The 17,113-nt window shown below is 72.0% G+C and carries 15 protein-coding genes and 1 pseudogene; 6 read left to right on the forward strand and 10 right to left on the reverse strand.

Translation table 11 applies throughout. The features are described from left to right. The first annotated feature begins 155 nt into the window (after window positions 1-155). On the forward strand, window positions 156-1,637 hold the full coding sequence (locus ACFZAM_RS19305) for an MFS transporter (protein WP_391047484.1): 1,482 nt from the start codon (window positions 156-158) through the stop codon (window positions 1,635-1,637). 11 nt (window positions 1,638-1,648) lie between these two features. Here ACFZAM_RS19305 and ACFZAM_RS19310 read toward each other — a convergent pair whose 3' ends face one another. Then, window positions 1,649-2,002 carry a nuclear transport factor 2 family protein gene (locus tag ACFZAM_RS19310; protein WP_391047486.1) on the reverse strand — a complete coding sequence of 118 codons (354 nt, stop codon included), beginning with the start codon at window positions 2,000-2,002 and terminating at the stop codon, window positions 1,649-1,651. A 107-nt stretch (window positions 2,003-2,109) separates the two neighbouring features. Between ACFZAM_RS19310 and ACFZAM_RS19315 the strand changes: the two genes are divergently transcribed. Then, window positions 2,110-3,006 carry a LysR substrate-binding domain-containing protein gene (locus ACFZAM_RS19315; protein WP_391047489.1) on the forward strand — a complete coding sequence of 299 codons (897 nt, stop codon included), beginning with the start codon at window positions 2,110-2,112 and terminating at the stop codon, window positions 3,004-3,006. Window positions 3,007-3,104: 98 nt separating this feature from the next. On the opposite strand, the gene ACFZAM_RS19320 is transcribed toward ACFZAM_RS19315, so the two are convergent. From ACFZAM_RS19320 to ACFZAM_RS19335, 4 genes are all read right to left on the reverse strand, one after another. Then, window positions 3,105-4,397 carry a CNNM domain-containing protein gene (locus ACFZAM_RS19320; protein ID WP_391047492.1) on the reverse strand — a complete coding sequence of 431 codons (1,293 nt, stop codon included), beginning with the start codon at window positions 4,395-4,397 and terminating at the stop codon, window positions 3,105-3,107. 19 nt (window positions 4,398-4,416) lie between these two features. Next, window positions 4,417-4,911 (reverse strand): rRNA maturation RNase YbeY, encoded by a 495-nt coding sequence (gene ybeY / locus ACFZAM_RS19325; protein ID WP_355344834.1) that lies wholly within the window; start codon window positions 4,909-4,911, stop codon window positions 4,417-4,419. Window positions 4,912-4,924: 13 nt separating this feature from the next. Then, entirely contained in the window at window positions 4,925-7,048 is a 2,124-nt protein-coding gene (locus tag ACFZAM_RS19330) for a PhoH family protein (RefSeq protein WP_391047494.1), read from the reverse strand. Window positions 7,049-7,267: 219 nt separating this feature from the next. Next, a complete protein-coding gene (locus tag ACFZAM_RS19335) occupies window positions 7,268-8,398 on the reverse strand; it encodes a PfkB family carbohydrate kinase (RefSeq protein ID WP_391047496.1) in 1,131 nt (376 codons plus the stop codon). Window positions 8,399-8,551: 153 nt separating this feature from the next. Here ACFZAM_RS19335 and ACFZAM_RS19340 point away from each other — a divergent pair, with 153 nt between their 5' ends. Beyond that, entirely contained in the window at window positions 8,552-9,865 is a 1,314-nt protein-coding gene (locus ACFZAM_RS19340; protein WP_391047498.1) for a 6-phospho-beta-glucosidase, read from the forward strand. Window positions 9,866-10,051: 186 nt separating this feature from the next. After that, the gene (locus ACFZAM_RS19345; protein WP_391047501.1) at window positions 10,052-10,852 is read left to right on the forward strand and encodes an HAD family acid phosphatase; all 801 of its coding nucleotides are present in this window, start codon (window positions 10,052-10,054) and stop codon (window positions 10,850-10,852) included. 14 nt (window positions 10,853-10,866) lie between these two features. On the opposite strand, the gene ACFZAM_RS19350 is transcribed toward ACFZAM_RS19345, so the two are convergent. From ACFZAM_RS19350 to ACFZAM_RS19360, 3 genes are read right to left on the reverse strand one after another with little or no spacing between them, the layout of a single operon-like run. Further along, window positions 10,867-11,880 (reverse strand): adenosine deaminase, encoded by a 1,014-nt coding sequence (locus ACFZAM_RS19350; protein ID WP_391047503.1) that lies wholly within the window; start codon window positions 11,878-11,880, stop codon window positions 10,867-10,869. 29 nt (window positions 11,881-11,909) lie between these two features. Continuing rightward, window positions 11,910-12,815: a ribonuclease Z gene (locus ACFZAM_RS19355; protein ID WP_391047504.1), complete on the reverse strand. Its 906-nt coding sequence runs from the start codon at window positions 12,813-12,815 to the stop codon at window positions 11,910-11,912. A 10-nt stretch (window positions 12,816-12,825) separates the two neighbouring features. Then, a complete protein-coding gene (locus tag ACFZAM_RS19360; protein ID WP_355344491.1) occupies window positions 12,826-13,182 on the reverse strand; it encodes a histidine triad nucleotide-binding protein in 357 nt (118 codons plus the stop codon). 624 nt (window positions 13,183-13,806) lie between these two features. Here ACFZAM_RS19360 and ACFZAM_RS19365 point away from each other — a divergent pair. Beyond that, window positions 13,807-14,832 carry a hypothetical protein gene (locus ACFZAM_RS19365; protein ID WP_391047508.1) on the forward strand — a complete coding sequence of 342 codons (1,026 nt, stop codon included), beginning with the start codon at window positions 13,807-13,809 and terminating at the stop codon, window positions 14,830-14,832. Between the two features lie 74 nt (window positions 14,833-14,906). Next, window positions 14,907-15,584: a hypothetical protein gene (locus tag ACFZAM_RS19370; RefSeq protein WP_391047510.1), complete on the forward strand. Its 678-nt coding sequence runs from the start codon at window positions 14,907-14,909 to the stop codon at window positions 15,582-15,584. Between the two features lie 6 nt (window positions 15,585-15,590). Here the strand turns inward: ACFZAM_RS19370 and ACFZAM_RS19375 are convergent. After that, window positions 15,591-16,358: pseudogene (locus tag ACFZAM_RS19375) on the reverse strand (transposase); the annotation flags it as partial. Window positions 16,359-16,550: 192 nt separating this feature from the next. After that, the gene (locus ACFZAM_RS19380) at window positions 16,551-17,078 is read right to left on the reverse strand and encodes an NUDIX domain-containing protein (RefSeq protein ID WP_391047512.1); all 528 of its coding nucleotides are present in this window, start codon (window positions 17,076-17,078) and stop codon (window positions 16,551-16,553) included. Window positions 17,079-17,113 lie beyond the last annotated feature (35 nt).

The raw sequence follows: 17,113 nt of genomic DNA on the forward strand, positions 1-17,113 counted from the left end.
CCCGCAGTTCCCGGCGGCGGTGCGGCTTCGACGACAACGGCGCGGACACGGTCTGTTCCACTCGCTCCCCCTCGGCCTGCGGCCTGGCTGGTGGTCCGGCCACCAGCATAAAGGGCGGCTCCCCACCGGCCCGGGGATCGCCGGAAGGTGGTCGCATGGCAACCGACACCACCGCGTCCCCTTCGAGCACGTCCGCCTCGGGCCCCGGCACGGGCCCCGCCTCGGGCCCCGCCTCGGGCACGACGGGCGCCCTGCGCGCCCCGGCTCCCCAACACCTCGGCATCCGCGCCAAACTGGTGCTCCTCGTGCTCTGCGCCGCCCAGTTCATGATCTCCCTGGACTTCTCCATCCTGAACGTGTCGCTGCCCGTCCTCGGCTCCGACCTCGGTATGAGCAGGGCCAATCTCCAGTGGGCGGTGACCGCCTTCGCGCTGCCGTCCGGCGGATTCCTGCTGCTCTTCGGCCGGATCGCCGACCTGTACGGGCGGCGCCGGCTGTTCCTGACCGGTCTCGCGGTCTTCGCCGCCGCCTCGCTGCTGGCCACCCTCGCCTGGAACCCGGCGGCCTTCCTGGCCGCGCGGGCCGTGCAGGGCCTGGGGGCGGCGGCCGTGGTGCCGACCGGCATGTCGCTGCTGACCACGACCTTCCCCGAAGGGCCGCTGCGGGAGCGGGCGTTGGGGATCAGCGGCACGCTGCTGTCGCTGGGCTTCACCATCGGCATGGTGATGGGCGGCACGCTCACCGACGCCTTCGGCTGGCGGTCCACGATGGCGCTGCTGGCCGCCGCGGGCGTCCTCGTCCTGGCCGCCGCGCCCGCGCTGCTCACCGAGTCGCGGCACCCGCGCCGCCCGCGGATCGACGTACCCGGCGCGGTCACCGTGACCGGCGGGCTGCTCGCGGTGATCTACGCGCTGTCCACGGCCGCGCAGCGCGGCTTCGGCGGCGCCGACGTGATCGCCGCCCTGGTGCTGGGCGTCGCGCTGCTGGCCGCCTTCGTGGCGGTGGAGTCGCGGGCCGCCGAGCCGCTGGTGTCGCTGCCGATGCTGCGCCGACGCACGGTGGCCTGGGGCAATCTGGCCGGGCTCGCCACCTTCTCGATGATGAGCACGGTGGTCTTCCTGCTCACCCTCTACCTCCAGGAGATCCGCGGCCTGTCGGCGTTCCGCACCGGCCTGGTCTTCGGTGTCCAGGGCGTGGCCGCGGCCGTCACGGGGATGACCGCGGCGCGGGTGATCGGCCGGATCGGCACCCGCGGCACGCTGCTGGCCGGTCTGGTCGTGCAGGGCGCGCTGACCGCCGTGCTGGTCCTGCTCGGCCCCGGCTCCTCCGGCACGTGGCTGGCGATGGCCGGGGTCACGCTGGCGTGCGTCGGCCACCTGTGGGTGATCGTCTCGTACGGGATCACCGCGACGTCCGGGCTGCCGGACCACGAACAGGGCCTGGCCACCGGACTGGTGACGAGCAGTCAGCAGATCGGTCTGACGGTCGGCATCCCGCTGCTCTCCGCGCTGGCGTCCAGCCGGGCGCACCTGCTGTCCGGTATCCACCTGGCGCTGGCGGTGGACGCGGCCGTGCTGCTCGCGGTGGCGGTCATGGTCGCGGTGGGGCTCGGCCGCGGCCGTACCGCCGGGGTCTGAGCGGCCAGGGCTCAGCTCTCCGGGCGGTCCAGGACGCGCAGCCAGCGGCCGTCCGGCTGGCGGCGGGCGACCTGGACCCGGCCACCCGTGCCGTCCTTCGGGCGGGTGGAGGTCAGCGCGAGGTCACCGCTGATCAAGGTGGGCAGCGGCTCCTCGACCTCGAAGACCGGCTTGGCGGCGAGCAGCCCCGCGTACAGCTCGCGCAGCGCCGCCGTGCCCCGCGACGGGCGGTCGATCGGGAAGGCGACCACGGCGTCCGGTTCGAAGAGCTCCAGAATCCCTTCCAGGTCACCGGAGTTGACCCGCTCCACGAACAGCCGGGCGATGTCCTCCGGGTGGGCGGCGTAAGCGCGGTTCTCGGTCATGGTGTGGCGCTCCCTCGTGTGCTCCTCGGTTCCCCCGCTGTCCATTCTCGACGGCCCCCGTCCATAAGTCCAAGATCTGGATCTTCTGCGAGCTAGCATGTCCGGTTATGGAACTGCGGCAGCTCGAATACTTCGTGACGGTGGCCGACGAGGCGGGATTCACCCGGGCGGCGACCGCCTTGCACGTGGCGCAGCCGGGGATCAGCGCGCAGGTCAGACAGCTCGAACGGGAGCTGGGGCAGCCGCTGTTCGACCGCTCGGGCCGTACCGTGCGGCTCACCGAGGCCGGGCGCGCGGTGCTGCCGTACGCGCGGGCCGCGCTCGACGCCGTCGCCGGGGCGCGGCTGGCGGCGCAGGAGCTGACCGGGCTGGTACGCGGCCGGGTCGCGATCGGCACCGTCACCTCGCTGGGCGCCGACATGGACGTGCCGGGGATGCTCGCCGGTTTCCACGACGCGTATCCGGGCGTGGAGATCACGCTCGGCGAGGACACCTCGGACCGGCTGCTGGCCGGGCTGCGCGACGGGCGCTACGACCTGGCCTTCGCCGGGATCGCCGGGGAACCGCCCGAGGGCATCGGGACGCAGACGGTCATCGACGACGCGCTGGTGGCGGCCGTCGCGCCCGGCGACCCGCTGGCCGGGCGCCGGGCCATGCCCGTCAAGGCGCTCGACGGGCGGCCCCTGATCGTCCTGCCCACCGGCACCGGGCTGCGGGCCGCCGTCGACACCGCGTGCGCGGCGGCGGGCTTCACGCCCCGGATCGCCTTCGAGGCGGGCAACCCTGAAGTCCTCGCCGCCCTCGCGGAGCGCGGCCTCGGCGTCGCGCTCCTGCCGGCCGGTCTCGCCGCCTCACGTCCCGGCCTGCGCGTCCTGCCGCTGACCCGGCCCGCGGTCCGCTCCCGGCTGGCGCTGGCCTGGCGGGAGCACGCGGGCGCGTCCCCCGCCGCCAAGGCGTTCCTCGCCCACGCCCGCCGCTTCCTCGCCGAGCGCGCCCGCCCCTGACGGGCCGACCGTCCTCAGAAGCCCGGGGGTCTCAGGGCCCGGGGGTTTCAGGAGGCCGGGGGTTTCAGGGGCTCGGGGGTCTCAGGAGGCCGGGGGTCTCAGGAGGCCGGGACCTCCGCGACCGGGTCGACCCGGACGGTGTGGATACGGTTGCGGCGGCCCGCGGGCGCCTCGGCCGTCAGCCGCAGCGCGGCCGTACCGCGGTCGCCCGACCCGTCCTCCGGCAGCGGCACCACCGTGGTGGCACCGGGGATCGGGACCCGGCCGAGGGACTTGGCGAGCAGCCCGCCCACCGTCTCCACGTCGTCGTCGTCGAGTTCCACCCCGTACAGGTCACCGAGGTCGCCGATGTCCAGGCGGGCCGTGACGCGGTACGAGCCCTCGCCCAACTCCTCGACCGGGGGCGTCTCGCGGTCGTACTCGTCGGTGATCTCGCCGACGATCTCCTCCAGGATGTCCTCGATGGTGACGATCCCGGCGGTCCCGCCGTACTCGTCGATCACCACGGCCACGTGGTTGCGCTCCTGCTGCATCTCGCGCAGCAGGTCCCCGGCGTTCTTGGTGTCGGGCACGAAGGACGCGGGCCTGATCAGCGTCGAGACCGGCTCGGACTCCGACTCCCGGTTGATGTGCACCCGGCGCGCCAGGTCCTTGAGGTAGACGAAGCCGACGACGTCGTCCTCGCTCTCCCCGGTCACCGGGATACGGGAGAAGCCGCTGCGCAGCGCCAGCGTCATGGCCTGACGGATCGTCTTGAACCGTTCGATCATGACCAGTTCGGGCCGCGGCACCATCACCTCGCGGACGATGGTGTCGCCCAGTTCGAAGACCGAGTGCACCATGCGGCGCTCCTCGTCCTCGATCAGCGACTCGGACTCCGCGAGGTCCACCATCGCGCGCAGCTCGGCCTCGCTCGCGAACGGGCCGCGCTTGAAGCCCTTGCCGGGCGTCACCGCGTTGCCCAGCAGGATCAGCAGCCCCGGCACCGGGCCCATGACGCGGGCCAGCGGCAGCAGGACGTACGAGGCGGCGGTCGCGGTGTTCATCGGGTGCTGGCGGCCGATGGTGCGCGGCGAGACGCCGACGGCCACGTACGACACGAGCACCATGACGCCGATCGCGACGGCGAGGACTTCCCAGGTGCTGTCGAAGTGCCGGTCGCACACGACGGTGATCAGGACGGCCGCGGCCGTCTCGCAGCCGACCCGCAGCAGCAGGGCGACATTGAGGTAGCGGGTCGGGTCGGAGGCCACGGCCAGCAGATTGGCGGCGCCCTTGCGGCCGGAACGCAGCGCGTCCTCGGCGCGGAAGCGGGACACGCGGGCGATGGCCGTCTCGGCGCAGGCGGCGAGCCAGGCGACGACGACCAGGACAACAGCGGAGACGATCATGCGGAAGTCACCGTCGGCGTCAGTGGGTGGTGGGCGCGGGCGACGGGCCCTCGGCCCCTTGCTCGTCGCGCCAGCCGTCCAGAATGGCCTTCTGCAGACCGAACATCTCGGCCTTCTCGTCGGCTTCCTCGTGGTCGTAGCCCAGCAGGTGGAGGACGCCGTGGACGGTGAGCAGTTGCAGCTCCTCGTCCATGGAGTGCTTCGTCGGCGCCTCCTCCGCCTGCTTCTTGGCGACCTCGGGGCAGAGCACGATGTCGCCGAGCAGCCCCTGCGACGGCTCCTCGTCCTCTTTCCCCGGACGCAGCTCGTCCATCGGGAAGGACATGACATCCGTCGGCCCCGGCAGGTCCATCCACTGCATGTGGAGCTGCTCCATGGCGTCGGCGTCCACCACGATCACCGACAGTTCGGAGAGCGGGTGGATTCGCATGCGCTGAAGGGCGTAGCGGGCGGCGTCCAGGACCGCCCGCTCGTCGATCTCCCAGCCGGACTCGTTGTTGACGTCGATCGCCATGATGGTGAAGTGGTTACTTTCCGTTGGCACCGGTCGCGCCGGCGATGCTGTCGTCGTAGCGCTCGTAGGCGTCCACGATGCGTCCGACCAGCTTATGGCGCACCACGTCCGTGCTCGTCAGCCGGGAGAAGTGGATGTCCTCGATATCGGTGAGGATGTCCTGGATCTGCCGCAGCCCGCTCTTCGTCCCGTTCGGCAGGTCGACCTGCGTCACGTCACCGGTGATGACGATCTTCGAGTCGAAGCCGAGCCGGGTGAGGAACATCTTCATCTGCTCGGCGCTGGTGTTCTGCGCCTCGTCGAGGATGATGAACGCGTCATTGAGCGTGTTGTGCGTCAGCAGATAGTCCTCGGTGACGTAGAGCGAGTCGGCCGCCGCCACCTGGATGCACACCGCTTCCTCACGGCCCGCGGGCTCGATGCTGTCGATGAACCGCATGGGGCGGCCACCCCCGCCGGCCGCGTCATACGTGTCGCGCTTGCGGGCCAGCCGAAAGGGCTCGATGCCCTCGGGGAGCCGGATGTCGATGATGTGGGCGTCCCGGCGGTGCTGGATGTCCCGTCCCCCGGCCCTTCCGGGCTTCCGGCCCTCGGCCGCACGTCGACGGGTGTACGCGACTCCGCCGAGCGACTGGACCAGCGCGATGACATCGTCCCTGAGCAGGATCGATGTCGTCGTGTACTGGATACGGCAGGTGCGATCCGACTGAGTGACCGGCCCTCCGTCGGAGTCCAGCAGACCCTGGAGCAGGGCCAGCCGGATCTCGGCGGAGTTGTTGAGATAACTGTCCGGCACGAACTTCGAGCCCGACGTGTTGCCGAGGAGGTCAAGGGTGCGCAGCGCCGCGGTCACCGGGTTCACGGTGGTGATGACATCGCCGGTTGTCCTGACACGGTTGAGCGTGTAGTCAGGCCCGCCCTTGTGCCGGACGGTCACGCCGGGCAACGCCGCTTCCAGAGCGGTGACGAGTTCCGGGTCGGCGGTGGCGAACGACGGTGTGGTGGAGCCGGTGAGGCACCCGTCTCCGAGCAGGAGACCGAGGGCGTACGGGTCCATCGGGACGTCGCGCTCCGGGAAGCACACCGGCGCCGTGAGCAACGGAAGCTCATACCGGCGGGCGTGGGCCGCGCGGAGGCTGCCGATCATCTCCTTGGTCTCCAGGACGCGCCACGGCTTGTCGCGGCGCTTGTCCGAAGCCGTCCTGACCGTCCACAAGTGGTCCCCGCAGGCCAGTGTCGAAGCCCCGTCCTGGGCCGTGACACGGTAGATGTCCTTCTCGCCCTGCGGATAGACACCGAGAACCGGGGTCGGTTCGCCGTCGGATCCGACGACGAGGTCACCGACCTGGAGGTCGCCGATCGGACGCCAACCGTCCGGTGTCAGCACCTTCGTGAAGACCGGCTGCGCCCTGCCGCGCATGTATGCCAGCGGGGCGACCTCGATCGTGCCCGCCGCCATCAGGCGGGGGATGGAGTCGGCGTCGAGCATGTCGTGCAGGGCGTCGTAGAGCGGGCGCAGGTACGGGTCGATCTTCTCGTAGAGGGTGCCGGGCAGGAAGCCGAGGCGTTCGCCGGCCTCGACCGCGGGGCGGGTGAGGATGATCCGGCTGACCTGCTTGGACTGGAGGGCCTGGACGGCCTTGGCCATGGCCAGGTAGGTCTTGCCGGTGCCCGCGGGGCCGATGCCGAAGACGATGGTGTGGGTGTCGATCGCGTCCACGTACCGCTTCTGGTTGAGCGTCTTGGGGCGGATCGTGCGGCCGCGGCTGGACAGGATGTTCTGCGTGAGGACCTGGGCGGGCGTCTCCGCGTCCGGGTCGACCGCCGTGCCGTTGGCCCTGAGCATGGCGATGGAGCGTTCCACCCCGTCCTCGGTCATCGGCTGGCCGGTGCGCAGCACCAGCATCATCTCGTCGAAGAGCCGCTGGACCAGGGCCACCTCGGGGGCTTCGCCGACGGCGCTGATCTCGTTGCCTCGGACGTGGATGTCGACGGCCGGGAACGCCTGCTCGATCACGCGGAGGAGAGCGTCTCCCGATCCCAGGACGGTCACCATGGGGTGCTTGGCCGGTACGACGAAGTGGGCGCGCGCCTGCTGCGGCGGCTGCGGCTGCTGCTTGGTCGGTGTCTGAGTCATGGGCCGGCGCTAGGGCCTGCTCATCCCGCTTTCTGCTGATCGGCAGGCCCGGAGGGGCCTGGGGGTTCCAAGCGTACGACGCCGCGCCGCGCCCGCCGAGGGGATTTGGCGGTGTGCCCGCGGCGGAAGGGGCACGGGGAGCCACGCGGGGAGCCGCGTGGGCAGGGGCGCGGGCGAGGGTCCGGGCGGGGGTGCGGGGAGCGGCTCGCGGGCCGGGGCTCAGGCGGGGCGGAAGCCGACGGTGGGGACCGCGCGGCGCAGCGGCCAGGGCCGGGGGTCGGTGGGCAGCAGGGCGTCGAGGAAGGCGTAGCGGCCGAGCGGGGAAGCGGGGTCGCAGGGGCCCGGGTCCGCGGCGGCCCGCGCCCGCGCCTTCGTCTGCTGCCACCAGGCGGCGATCTCGGCCCAGCCGGGCGCGGACAGCGAGCCGCCGAACTCCTGCACGGACAGCGCCGCGCACAGCGACGCGAAGGCCAGCCGGTCGGCCAGCGGCCAGGCGGCGAGCGTGCCGGTCACGAATCCGGCGACGAAGACGTCGCCCGCGCCCGTGGGGTCCAGGGCCTCCACGATCAGGGCGGGCACCTCGGCCGTCTCTCCGCTGCCGGAGTCCACGGCGAAGGCGCCCTCGGAGCCGAGGGTCACCACCGCGAGCGGCACCCGTTCGGCCAGGGCCCTGGCGGCCTCGCGCGGGCAGGCCGTCCGGGTGTACCGCATGGCCTCCTCGGCGTTCGGCAGAAACGCGGCGCAGTGCCGTAGCCCATCCAGGTCTGCCGGGTCCCAGCGGCCGGTCTCGTCCCAGCCGACGTCCGCGAAGACCTTCGTCCCCGAGGCGGCGGCGGCCCCGATCCACTCCTGGTCCCGCTCCTGGTCGCCCGCCCTGCCGTGGTGCCCGAGCGACGCCACCGCCGCCCGCGCGGGCGGCGGGCAGGCGGGAACCGACTCCTGCGCGGGCGGCGCCTCGTGCCCGTGGCTGACCATCGTCCGCTCGCCCTCGTACGCCATCGACACCGTCACGGGCGAGTGCCAGCCGGGGATGCGCCGCGACGGCGCCAGGTCGATGCCCTCGCCCGACGACAGGCTGTCCCAGCAGTAGTCGCCGTACACGTCGTCCCCGAACGCCGCCGCCAGCGTCGTCCGCAGCCCGAGCCTCGCCAGCGCCGTCGCCATGTTCGCGATCCCGCCGGGGCTCGAACCCATCCCCCGCGCCCACGACTCGGTGCCGCGTACGGGCGCGCTGTCCAGTCCCGTGAAGATGATGTCCAGGAACACGGTGCCGGTCAGGTAGACGTCGGTCGCCGGGTCGCCCGCCGCGCGGAGCGTGCCGAGGGGGTCGAGAACGGGCATGTCGTCCATCCCGTCACTGTGCCACGGCGTCCGCGCCCGGGGCTGCACGTACCGCCACCTGATGTCGGTTGACGCACCGCGGGGCCGGTGGGCGCGGCGAGCCCCCGCCGGGGGAAGATCCGGGGGACGACATCAGCCAGGCAGGACGGAAGGTCACCGCGCATGCGCCTGACGATTCTGGGAGGCGGCGGCTTCCGCGTGCCCCTCGTGTACCGAGCCCTGCTCGACGATCCCACGGTCAGTGACGTCGTGCTGTACGACACGGACCCGCGGCGGCTGCGGGTGATCACGGCGGTGCTGGCGGCGATGCCGGGCGGCCCGCCGGTGCGGGCGACGACGGACCTGGACGACGCCCTGCGCGGAGCGCGGTTCGTCTTCTCGGCGATCCGCGTCGGCGGTACCGCGGGCCGCGTCTCGGACGAGCGGGTGCCGCTGGCCGAGGGCGTGCTGGGCCAGGAGACGGTCGGCGCGGGCGGGGTGCTGTACGGGCTGCGGACGCTGCCGGTCGCGACGGCGGTGGCGGAACGGGTCAAGGCGGTGGCGCCGGACGCGTGGGTCATCAACTTCACGAATCCGGCCGGGATGGTGACCGAGGCGATGAGCCGGGTGCTGGGCCCGCGGGTGATCGGGATCTGCGACTCGCCGGTGGGGCTGGTGCGGCGGGCGGCGCGGGCGGCGGGCGCGGACCCGGACGGACCGGGCTTCGGCTACGACTACGTGGGCCTCAACCACCTCGGCTGGCTGCGGAAGTTGACGGTCGACGGTACGGACCTGCTGCCGGGTCTGCTGGCCGACCCGGCGGCGCTCGGCACCTTCGAGGAGGGCCGGCTCTTCGGCCCCGAGTGGCTGGGCGCGCTGGGCTCGCTGCCCAACGAGTATCTGCACTACTACTACTTCCGGCGCGAGTCGCTGGCCGCGGTGCGCGCCGCGGACGCCACGCGCGGTGAGTTCCTGGACCGGCAGCAGGGCGCGTTCTTCGTCGCGGCCGATGAACAGCCGGGCCGGGCGCAGGAGTTGTGGGAGCGGACCCGGCGGGAGCGCGAGGAGACGTACATGGCGGACAGCCGTGCCGCGTCCGGCGGTTGGGAGCGCGACCCGCACGATCTGGACGGCGGCGGTTACGACCGGGTGGCGCTCGCGCTGATGCGGGCCATCGCGCGGGACGAGCGGACGACGCTGATCCTCAATGTGCCGGGCGGCGGGGCGGTGCCGTTCCTCGACCCGGAGGCCGTGGTCGAAGTGCCGTGCGAGGTCGGGGCGTTCGGGGCGAGGCCGCTGCCGGTGGCGGCACCGGACGAGCACCAGGCGGGGCTGATGCTGGAGCTGAAGGCCGTGGAGCGGGCGGCGATCGAGGCGGCGGCCACCGGTTCGCGCCGGGCCGCGCTGCGGGCGCTCGCGCTGCACCCGCTGGTGGACTCCCCGGCGGTCGCGGCGCGAATCCTGGCGGCGGCGCTCCCCGACGACGGCCGACGCTGACGGGCGGGCGCCCGGCCGGCCCCATCCGGGCCGCCCGGCGCAACGGCCTCTGAACTGCGGGTTAACTCAAGGGAAACGAGTTGACGGAACCCGCGCTCGGTGCCACGCGCGTAGACCTCCCTTGACCAGCCAGGATCGACGGGTCTAGGTTCACCGGCACCAACCGAGCGTTGAAGGAGCACCGTCATGCCCCGAGCCCGACTCTCCGCCCGCACCCGCACCTTGGCCGTCGCCGTGGTCGCGGCGTCGCTGGGCGCCACGGTCTACGGAGTCGGCGTCGCCGGCGCCCACGATTCCGTGCCGCGCAGCGACAAGCAGATCCCCAACCTCACCGACGTGGTCAGTGAGATCAAGGCGTACTACGGCGACACCGTGGACGCCTCGGGCGAGCACTTCGCGTCGCCGAGCGGCAACTACGCCAAGCAGGTCGCGGGCATCGAGGCCAAGGCCAAGCAGTATCTGGCCCACGAGGTCGGCCACGGAGGCCGCGGCGGCCACGCGGCCAAGCCCGCCATCGTGCTGGACGTCGACGACACCAGCCTGAACACGTACAACTACGAGCTGGAGGTGGGCTTCGCCTACACGCCCGCCAGCAACTCGGCGTACATCGCGAACAAGAACATGGACGCCGTCTTCGGCATGGAGAAGCTGACCAACTGGGCGGCGGACCAGGGCATCACGGTCTTCTGGGTCACCGGCCGCCCGGAGGCCCAACGCGCCGACACCGTACGGAATCTGGCCGCCGTCGGCTACAAGCCGGCCGCCGACGCCGCGCACCTCTACCTGAAGAACGCGGCCAGCCCGCCGTCGTACCTGCCGTGCGGCTCGACGTGCACGACCATCGAGTACAAGTCCGGTACCCGCAAGCACATCGAGTCGCTCGGCTACAACATCGTCGGCAACTTCGGCGACCAGTACAGCGACCTGACCGGCGGCTACGCGGACAAGTCCTTCAAGCTGCCGAACCCGATGTACTTCCTGCCGTAGGACGCGAAGAGGCGTCAGCCGAACGCGTACGCCTCCACCTCGGCCAGGCACGCCGCCCTGCGCGGCTCGTCGTGGTCGAGGAAGGCGGCGAGGAACGAATTGCGGGCCAGGGTGCGCTCGTCCTCCTCGGTGAGAGCGAGGGCGGCGCGCACCGCCGCGAAGTTGTCGTCCGCGTAGCCGCCGAAGTAGGCGGGGTCGTCGGAGTTGACGGTGACGCGCAGGCCCTCCGCGAGCATGCGCGGCAGCGGGTGGGCGGCCAGTGAACCGACGCAGCGCAGCCGGACGTTGGACAGCGGGCAGACCGTCAGCGGCACCTGTTCGCGGACCAGCCTGGCCACCAGCGCCGGGTCCTCAAGGCAGCGGATGCCGTGGTCGATCCGCTCCACGCCCAGCACGTCGAGGGCCTCGCCGATGTACGCGGGCGGCCCCTCCTCCCCCGCGTGCGCGACCCGCCGCAGCCCGGCCGCCGCAGCCCGCTCGTACACCTCGCGGAACTTCGCGGGCGGGTGCCCGACCTCCGCTGAGTCCAGGCCGACGCCGGTGATGAGGCCGGGGCCGGCGCCCGAGCCGAAGTACGGGCGCGCCGCCTCGAAGGTGTCCAGCGCCGACCGCTCGGACTCGTCCCGCAGGAAGCACATGATCAGGCCGCCGCTGATCCCGTGCCGCCGCCCCTCGCGCTCCAGCGCCCCGGCCAGGCCCTCCACGACCGTCCCGATCGGCACCCCGCGCGCGATGTGCGCCTGCGGGTCGAAGAACACCTCCGCGTGCCGTACGCCCTGCTCCGCCGCCCGCGCCAGATACGCGCCCATCAGCTCGGCGAAGTCCTCCTCGGTGCGCAGGACGGCCATCAGCGCGTAGTACAGGTCGAGGAAGGACTGGAGGTCGGTGAAGGAGTACACCTGCCGCAGCGCCTGGGCCGTCGGGTACGGCAGCGCGACCCGGTTGCGCGCGGCGAGCTCGAAGGCCAGCTCGGGCTCCAGGGTGCCCTCGATGTGCAGGTGCAGTTCGGCCTTGGGGATGGGGGGCATGGCGGGGTTCGCTTTCAGGGAGTTCGGGCTCAGCGGCGGCGCGGGACCGGGACGCGGATCAGGTCGTGGGCGACGGTCAGCTCGCCCTGGTAACCGGCCGTCCTCGCCTGCCGTTCGAAGACGGCCGGATCGTCGTAGCGCTGCGAGAAGTGGGTGAGGACGAGGTGCCGTACGCCCGCGTCCCGTGCGACGGCGGCGGCCTGACCGGCCGTCAGATGGCCGTAGTCGGCGGCCAGTCCCGCGTCCTCGTCCAGGAAGGTCGACTCGATGACCAGCAGGTCGCAGCCCTCGGCGAGGGCGTGGACCCCGTCGCACAGCCGGGTGTCCATGACGAAGGCGAAGCGCTGGCCGCGCCGCACCTCGCTGACCTGGTCGAGCGTGACGCCGTTGAGACCGCCGTCGCGTTGCAGCCGGGCGATGTCGGGACCCGCGACACCGTGCTCGGCCAGCCGCTCGGGGAGCATCCGGCGGCCGTCGGGTTCGACGAGCCGGTAGCCGTACGACTCGACCGGGTGGGAGAGCCGGCGCGCCTCCAGCGTGAAGGCGGGGGTCGTGGCGAGCACCCCGTCGGCCGCGACCGGCGCCTCGCGCAGGTCGGCGGCCTCGTGGTAGGCGGTGGCGTACCGCAGCCGCTCGAAGAAGCGCTGCCCACTGGCCGGGTAGTGCGCGGTGACCGGGTGCGGGACGCGGTCGAGGCTGATCCGCTGGAGCACACCCGCCAGGCCCAGCGAGTGGTCGCCGTGGAAGTGCGTGACGCAGATCCTGGTGAGGTCGTGGGCCGCGACGCCCGCGTGCAGCATCTGCCGCTGGGTGCCCTCGCCGGGATCGAAGAGGATCGCCTCGCCGTCCCAGCGCAGGACGTACCCGTTGTGATTGCGGTGCCGGGTCGGCACCTGGCTGGCGGTGCCGAGGACGACCAGTTCGCGTACCGACAAAGGCCGGACCTCAGACCAGCCGCTGGAGGTCGCGCCCGCCGAGCACGTGGGCGTGCGCGTGGAAGACGGTCTGTCCGGCGCCGGGGCCGGTGTTGAAGACGATCCGGTAGCCCGTCGTGTCGACCTTCTCCTGCGCCGCGACCTCGCCCGCCTCGCGCAGCACGTCGGCGGCCACCAGGGGTTCGGCCGCCGCCAGGGCGGCGCCGTCCGGGTAGTGCACGCGGGGGATCACCAGGACGTGGGTCGGGGCCTGGGGGCTGATGTCGCGGAAGGCGACGGTGGTCTCGGTCTCACGCACGATCGTCGCGGGGATTTCGCCGGCCACGATCTTGCAGAACAGGCAGTTTGCCTGCGGCTCTCCCGCCATGGTGGCGGCCCCCTTTTCGTACGGATACGGGTCGTGTGCATGCTATCCGCCGCTTGCGGGTCGCCGCTGTGCGGCTTGTCTTTCCCGCCCGCCCGCCCACCCGTGCGGGTGCTTTCTTCGTCTGCGGGTGCCGCTTGTGCCTGGTCGGTCCCGGCCCGGGGCACCTCCTCGGGCGACGAACCTGCGGCCACCTGCGCCTGCTTCTGCCCCTGCCCGTTCGTCCCCCTGCGGGGGCACCCCGCACCGACCCCTCCGGTACGTCGGCGCCCGCCTGTCCGGTGGGGGTTGCCGGGGAGGGGGGTGGGCGGGCTCGGGCACGTCGGCGTCCAACGGTCCGGCGGGGGTGGGCCGAGGGGGTGGGTGGGATCCCGAGCTCTGTGGATGCAGCTCCCGGCCGGGTTTGCGGCGCGTCAAGGTTTCTCATAGCACCCGAATGGAAGTGGTACGTGGCGACGAATCACGCGCGCAAGACGGACATCCACGCGGCGATCGTGGACCTGTTCGCGGGCCATCTTCCGGCGGCGGACCGGCGGTAGGGCTTCTCCCAGGTGGCGCCCGTGCCGGAGCTCTTCGCGGGGCGGGCCACGAAGGCCGTTGTCAGAGGAGATTGGCAAGATTGCGGCCATGAATGTCACTCCCGTCACTCCGCCACGGCCGATCGACGTTGTCGCGGTCTTTCCCGAACTGGCCCCACTGGCCCGCACGGCGACCCGCCTGCACCCCCGTCCCGGTGCGCCGACGCGGCACGACAGCTCGATCGGCGGGCCGCTGCTGTGGCCCGCCGACGAGCCGTGGCCGTACTGCGAGGAACCGCATGTGGTGGACGGCGTCAACCCGGTCCGGTCCCCGGCGGATCTGCGGCAGGAACGCCGGATCTTCGCCGGCGCGTACGGCCGGGACCTGAACGCCGAGGAACGGGAAGCCCTTGAACGGATCCGGCCCCCTCGGACGCGTCCAGTGTGGCTGGCGGTCCAGTCGTACGACGGCCCCATAGAGATGCTGCCCGTCGCGCAACTGTACGCACGCGACGTGCCCGATCTGCGGCCGCCGGAGGGCAAGGACCTTCTGCAGGTGCTGTGGTGCCCCTTCGATCATCCGATCATGCCCAGGACCCTGCTCGTCTGGCGTTCGGCAGCCGCTGTCACCGACGTCCTCGACACGCCCCCCGAGCCGCCCGCAGTGCAGTTCGACGGCTATCTGCCGGAGCCGTGCGTGCTCGAACCGGAGCAGATCACCGAGTATCCCGACCATCTGGAGCTGAGCGAAGAACTGCGGGAGCGGATCAGGCAGTGGGACGTGCCGCAGGCGGCGGAGGAGGACATGGACCCGGACACGTACTACGACTGCGCGCTGTCCAACGCACCCGGCTGGAAGGTCGGCGGCTGGCCCGCCTGGGACTCCACCGACCCCGACCCGGAACGCTGCTCCGAGTGCGGTACCCGTATGGAGGTCCTGATGACCGTCGCCACGTTCGAGGAAGGGGACGACGCCGGGAACAGCTGGTCTCCGCACCCCCACCCCGGTGCCGGACCGTGCCCGGGCCACCGCGGCTACAACGCGACCGGGGTCCAGATAGGCAGCGGCTACCGGCAGCATCTGTTCGTCTGCACGGCGAATGCCGAGCATCCGCACATCGAGTTGATGACGTAGCCCGCCCGCAGTGTGCTGCCGGTGCGTCACAGTGGGGGCATACCAAGCGGGCCCCGTAATGGCAGGCTGCGGTCGTGAGAATCGCGAGAGACGACCAGCCAAGGCCGCTGTCGACATGCTGGCTCTACTGGATCGCCGTACCGACCGGGGACCAAGCGGGAGTCATTGCGTCCCTGGGCCTCACCCGGCCCGTACCCGTAACGTTCGCCGAGGCCGAGGCTGTCATCGACGAGGACGGCCACGGAGAGGCCGAGGACAATCCGGACGGACTGGCCCGGGTGTACGTGAGCCCCGAGATCGAGGGATGGACTCTGGTGATCGGCCCGTGGTGCGATCCGTGCAACACCGACAGAAGTGACGAGGTCCTGCGCCTGTGCGTCGACCTCAGCTCCCGCTACGGAGGGGCGCAGGCGTACTACTTCGGTATACAGAACGACGGCTCGGCCTGGCTGATCGCAGAGCACGGGGTGGTGGTGCGGCGCTACTGCGAGACCGGCCAGGTCGACGACGGACTCCTCACACTGGGGGAACCGCTTGTGCAGGAACGGGCGGAGCGGGAGCGGATGGGTCTGCCGCCCGTCTGGGAGGAGAGCGCGCGCAACGGTGATGCCGAGGAGGAGTGGAAGTGGCGTGCCTTCGACATGGCCGACGAGATCGCCTCGGCCCTGGGCGTCAATCCGCTCACGCTGACTGAGTCGATGCGCGTGCACGGCGTCGGTGTTCTTGCGGAGACACCTACTCCAGTGCGCTGAGCGAGTTCAGCATTTCGCCGCGGTCCTTCTCCGTTTGGTGCCCTTCTCGTGGTGGGCAGGGCGGGCGTACGCCTCGCCGGTGGCCAGGACTCTGCCCACCTCGTAGCGGGCGGCGGGCCGCTGGTTCTTCGATCCCAGAGACAGGCCGGGCCCGGGGCGGGTGGGTTTCGGCGCCCGCGCTGGCGAGGGGGACTTCGTGCGGAGGTTCGGAACCAGCGTCGGACGCGGGCGGGGGTGAGCTTGTTCGGTTCCGCCAGCTTCTCCCAGGGGTGGCGGAGGTCGGCGACGAGCGGGCGGGCGAGGCGGAGCTGGGTGTGGGCGGCGATCATCAGCCAGGTCCAGCGGTCGGCCGCCGCCGAGTCGCAGGCGCGGACGCGTCCAGCCGAGCGTCTGCTTGAGCAGGCGGAAGGTGTGCTCCAGGTCGAACCTCCGCAGGAACGACTGCCAGCAGCGGTCCACGTCGTTCGGGGCGGCGCCGGTGCGCGACCACCAGAGCCAGACCGGCCGGTTCACCCCGCCGCCGGGCAGCTCCTCGACGGCCAGCCGGATCACCGTGCCTTCGAGGAGCGGCAGCTCGCCGTCGTGGTCCAGCCAGGCCGCACGGCGGGTCAGGCGCGGGTGGAGGCGGTCCCAGGCCCGGGCGATGGCCGTGCCGTAGCGGCGGGTGGAGGTGGTGGTGACCGCTTGCTCATCACCCCAGGTGGCGGGGTTACCGAAGACGAACTCGCCACCGTGCTTGGGCGGCCGACCGCCGGCCGGGTTCGCCGCCGCGAACGCGTTCCTTCCACGACGGTCGGTAGACGAACGTGGGCACATCCTGAAGGTGCCCCACCGGCCCATGCCTGCGTTTCGTCACTCGGTAAGGCCCATTTCGTCGGTACCTCTGGGTGGGGTCCGGGCCCTGCGCGACTGGCCGTCCGCCCAGGGCAGGCGAGGGGTGCGGGCCGGGCGGGGAGGGGTGGAGGGTTATGAGGGAGGACGGGGAACGGGTGGGGGTGTCGGGGTCCAGCCGTGGAGGGAGATTGCCAGGCCGCCGTCGAGGTAGCAGCGGAGGGCGAGGTCGGTGGACGGGACCATGGGGGTGGGGAGGTCGGTGACGGGCCTCCAGCGGACCTGGCTGTGCTTGCCGGGCTCGCGGTTCTCCGGCTGGCCGTGCCAGGTGCGGGTGGCGAAGACCACGGTGAGGAATCCGGCCGGGGACTCCACGCCCCACGCGCCGTGCACGACGTGAGCGAGAGCCAGATCGCCGGGGTCGACGGTGAGGCCGGTCTCCTCGTACAGCTCGCGCACGGCCGTGGCGGTGACCGGCTCCCCCGGGTCGCTCTTGCCGACCGGGAGGTCCCACATGCCCTGGCCGAATTTGGACCGCTCACCGCGCTGGAGCAGCAGGACCCGGTCGGCAACGGTGTCGTGGACGATGACGGCCGCGACGAGCAACGTCATGGAGTCGACAGCGGGCGGCAGCGCCGGGGGTCGGTCTCCAGGCTGGGACATCGAGGTTCCCTTCGTACGGACCGGCACGAACAGAT

The sequence above is a fragment of the Streptomyces sp. NPDC008079 genome (assembly GCF_042957385.1).
In the GTDB taxonomy this organism is placed as follows: Bacteria; Actinomycetota; Actinomycetes; order Streptomycetales; family Streptomycetaceae; genus Actinacidiphila.

Excerpts from the sequence above, each read along its gene's own strand:
- ACFZAM_RS19335 (WP_391047496.1), bottom strand. The coding sequence starts at position 8,398 with ATGGACGACATGCCCGTTCTCGACCCCCTCGGCACGCTCCGCGCGGCG.
- ACFZAM_RS19345 (WP_391047501.1), top strand. The coding sequence starts at position 10,052 with ATGCCCCGAGCCCGACTCTCCGCCCGCACCCGCACCTTGGCCGTCGCC.
- ACFZAM_RS19330 (WP_391047494.1), bottom strand. The coding sequence starts at position 7,048 with ATGACTCAGACACCGACCAAGCAGCAGCCGCAGCCGCCGCAGCAGGCG.
- ACFZAM_RS19360 (WP_355344491.1), bottom strand. The coding sequence starts at position 13,182 with ATGGCGGGAGAGCCGCAGGCAAACTGCCTGTTCTGCAAGATCGTGGCC.
- ACFZAM_RS19350 (WP_391047503.1), bottom strand. The coding sequence starts at position 11,880 with ATGCCCCCCATCCCCAAGGCCGAACTGCACCTGCACATCGAGGGCACC.
- ACFZAM_RS19340 (WP_391047498.1), top strand. The coding sequence starts at position 8,552 with ATGCGCCTGACGATTCTGGGAGGCGGCGGCTTCCGCGTGCCCCTCGTG.
- ybeY (WP_355344834.1), bottom strand. The coding sequence starts at position 4,911 with ATGGCGATCGACGTCAACAACGAGTCCGGCTGGGAGATCGACGAGCGG.
- ACFZAM_RS19380 (WP_391047512.1), bottom strand. The coding sequence starts at position 17,078 with ATGTCCCAGCCTGGAGACCGACCCCCGGCGCTGCCGCCCGCTGTCGAC.
- ACFZAM_RS19320 (WP_391047492.1), bottom strand. The coding sequence starts at position 4,397 with ATGATCGTCTCCGCTGTTGTCCTGGTCGTCGTCGCCTGGCTCGCCGCC.
- ACFZAM_RS19315 (WP_391047489.1), top strand. The coding sequence starts at position 2,110 with ATGGAACTGCGGCAGCTCGAATACTTCGTGACGGTGGCCGACGAGGCG.
- ACFZAM_RS19305 (WP_391047484.1), top strand. The coding sequence starts at position 156 with ATGGCAACCGACACCACCGCGTCCCCTTCGAGCACGTCCGCCTCGGGC.
- ACFZAM_RS19310 (WP_391047486.1), bottom strand. The coding sequence starts at position 2,002 with ATGACCGAGAACCGCGCTTACGCCGCCCACCCGGAGGACATCGCCCGG.
- ACFZAM_RS19365 (WP_391047508.1), top strand. The coding sequence starts at position 13,807 with ATGAATGTCACTCCCGTCACTCCGCCACGGCCGATCGACGTTGTCGCG.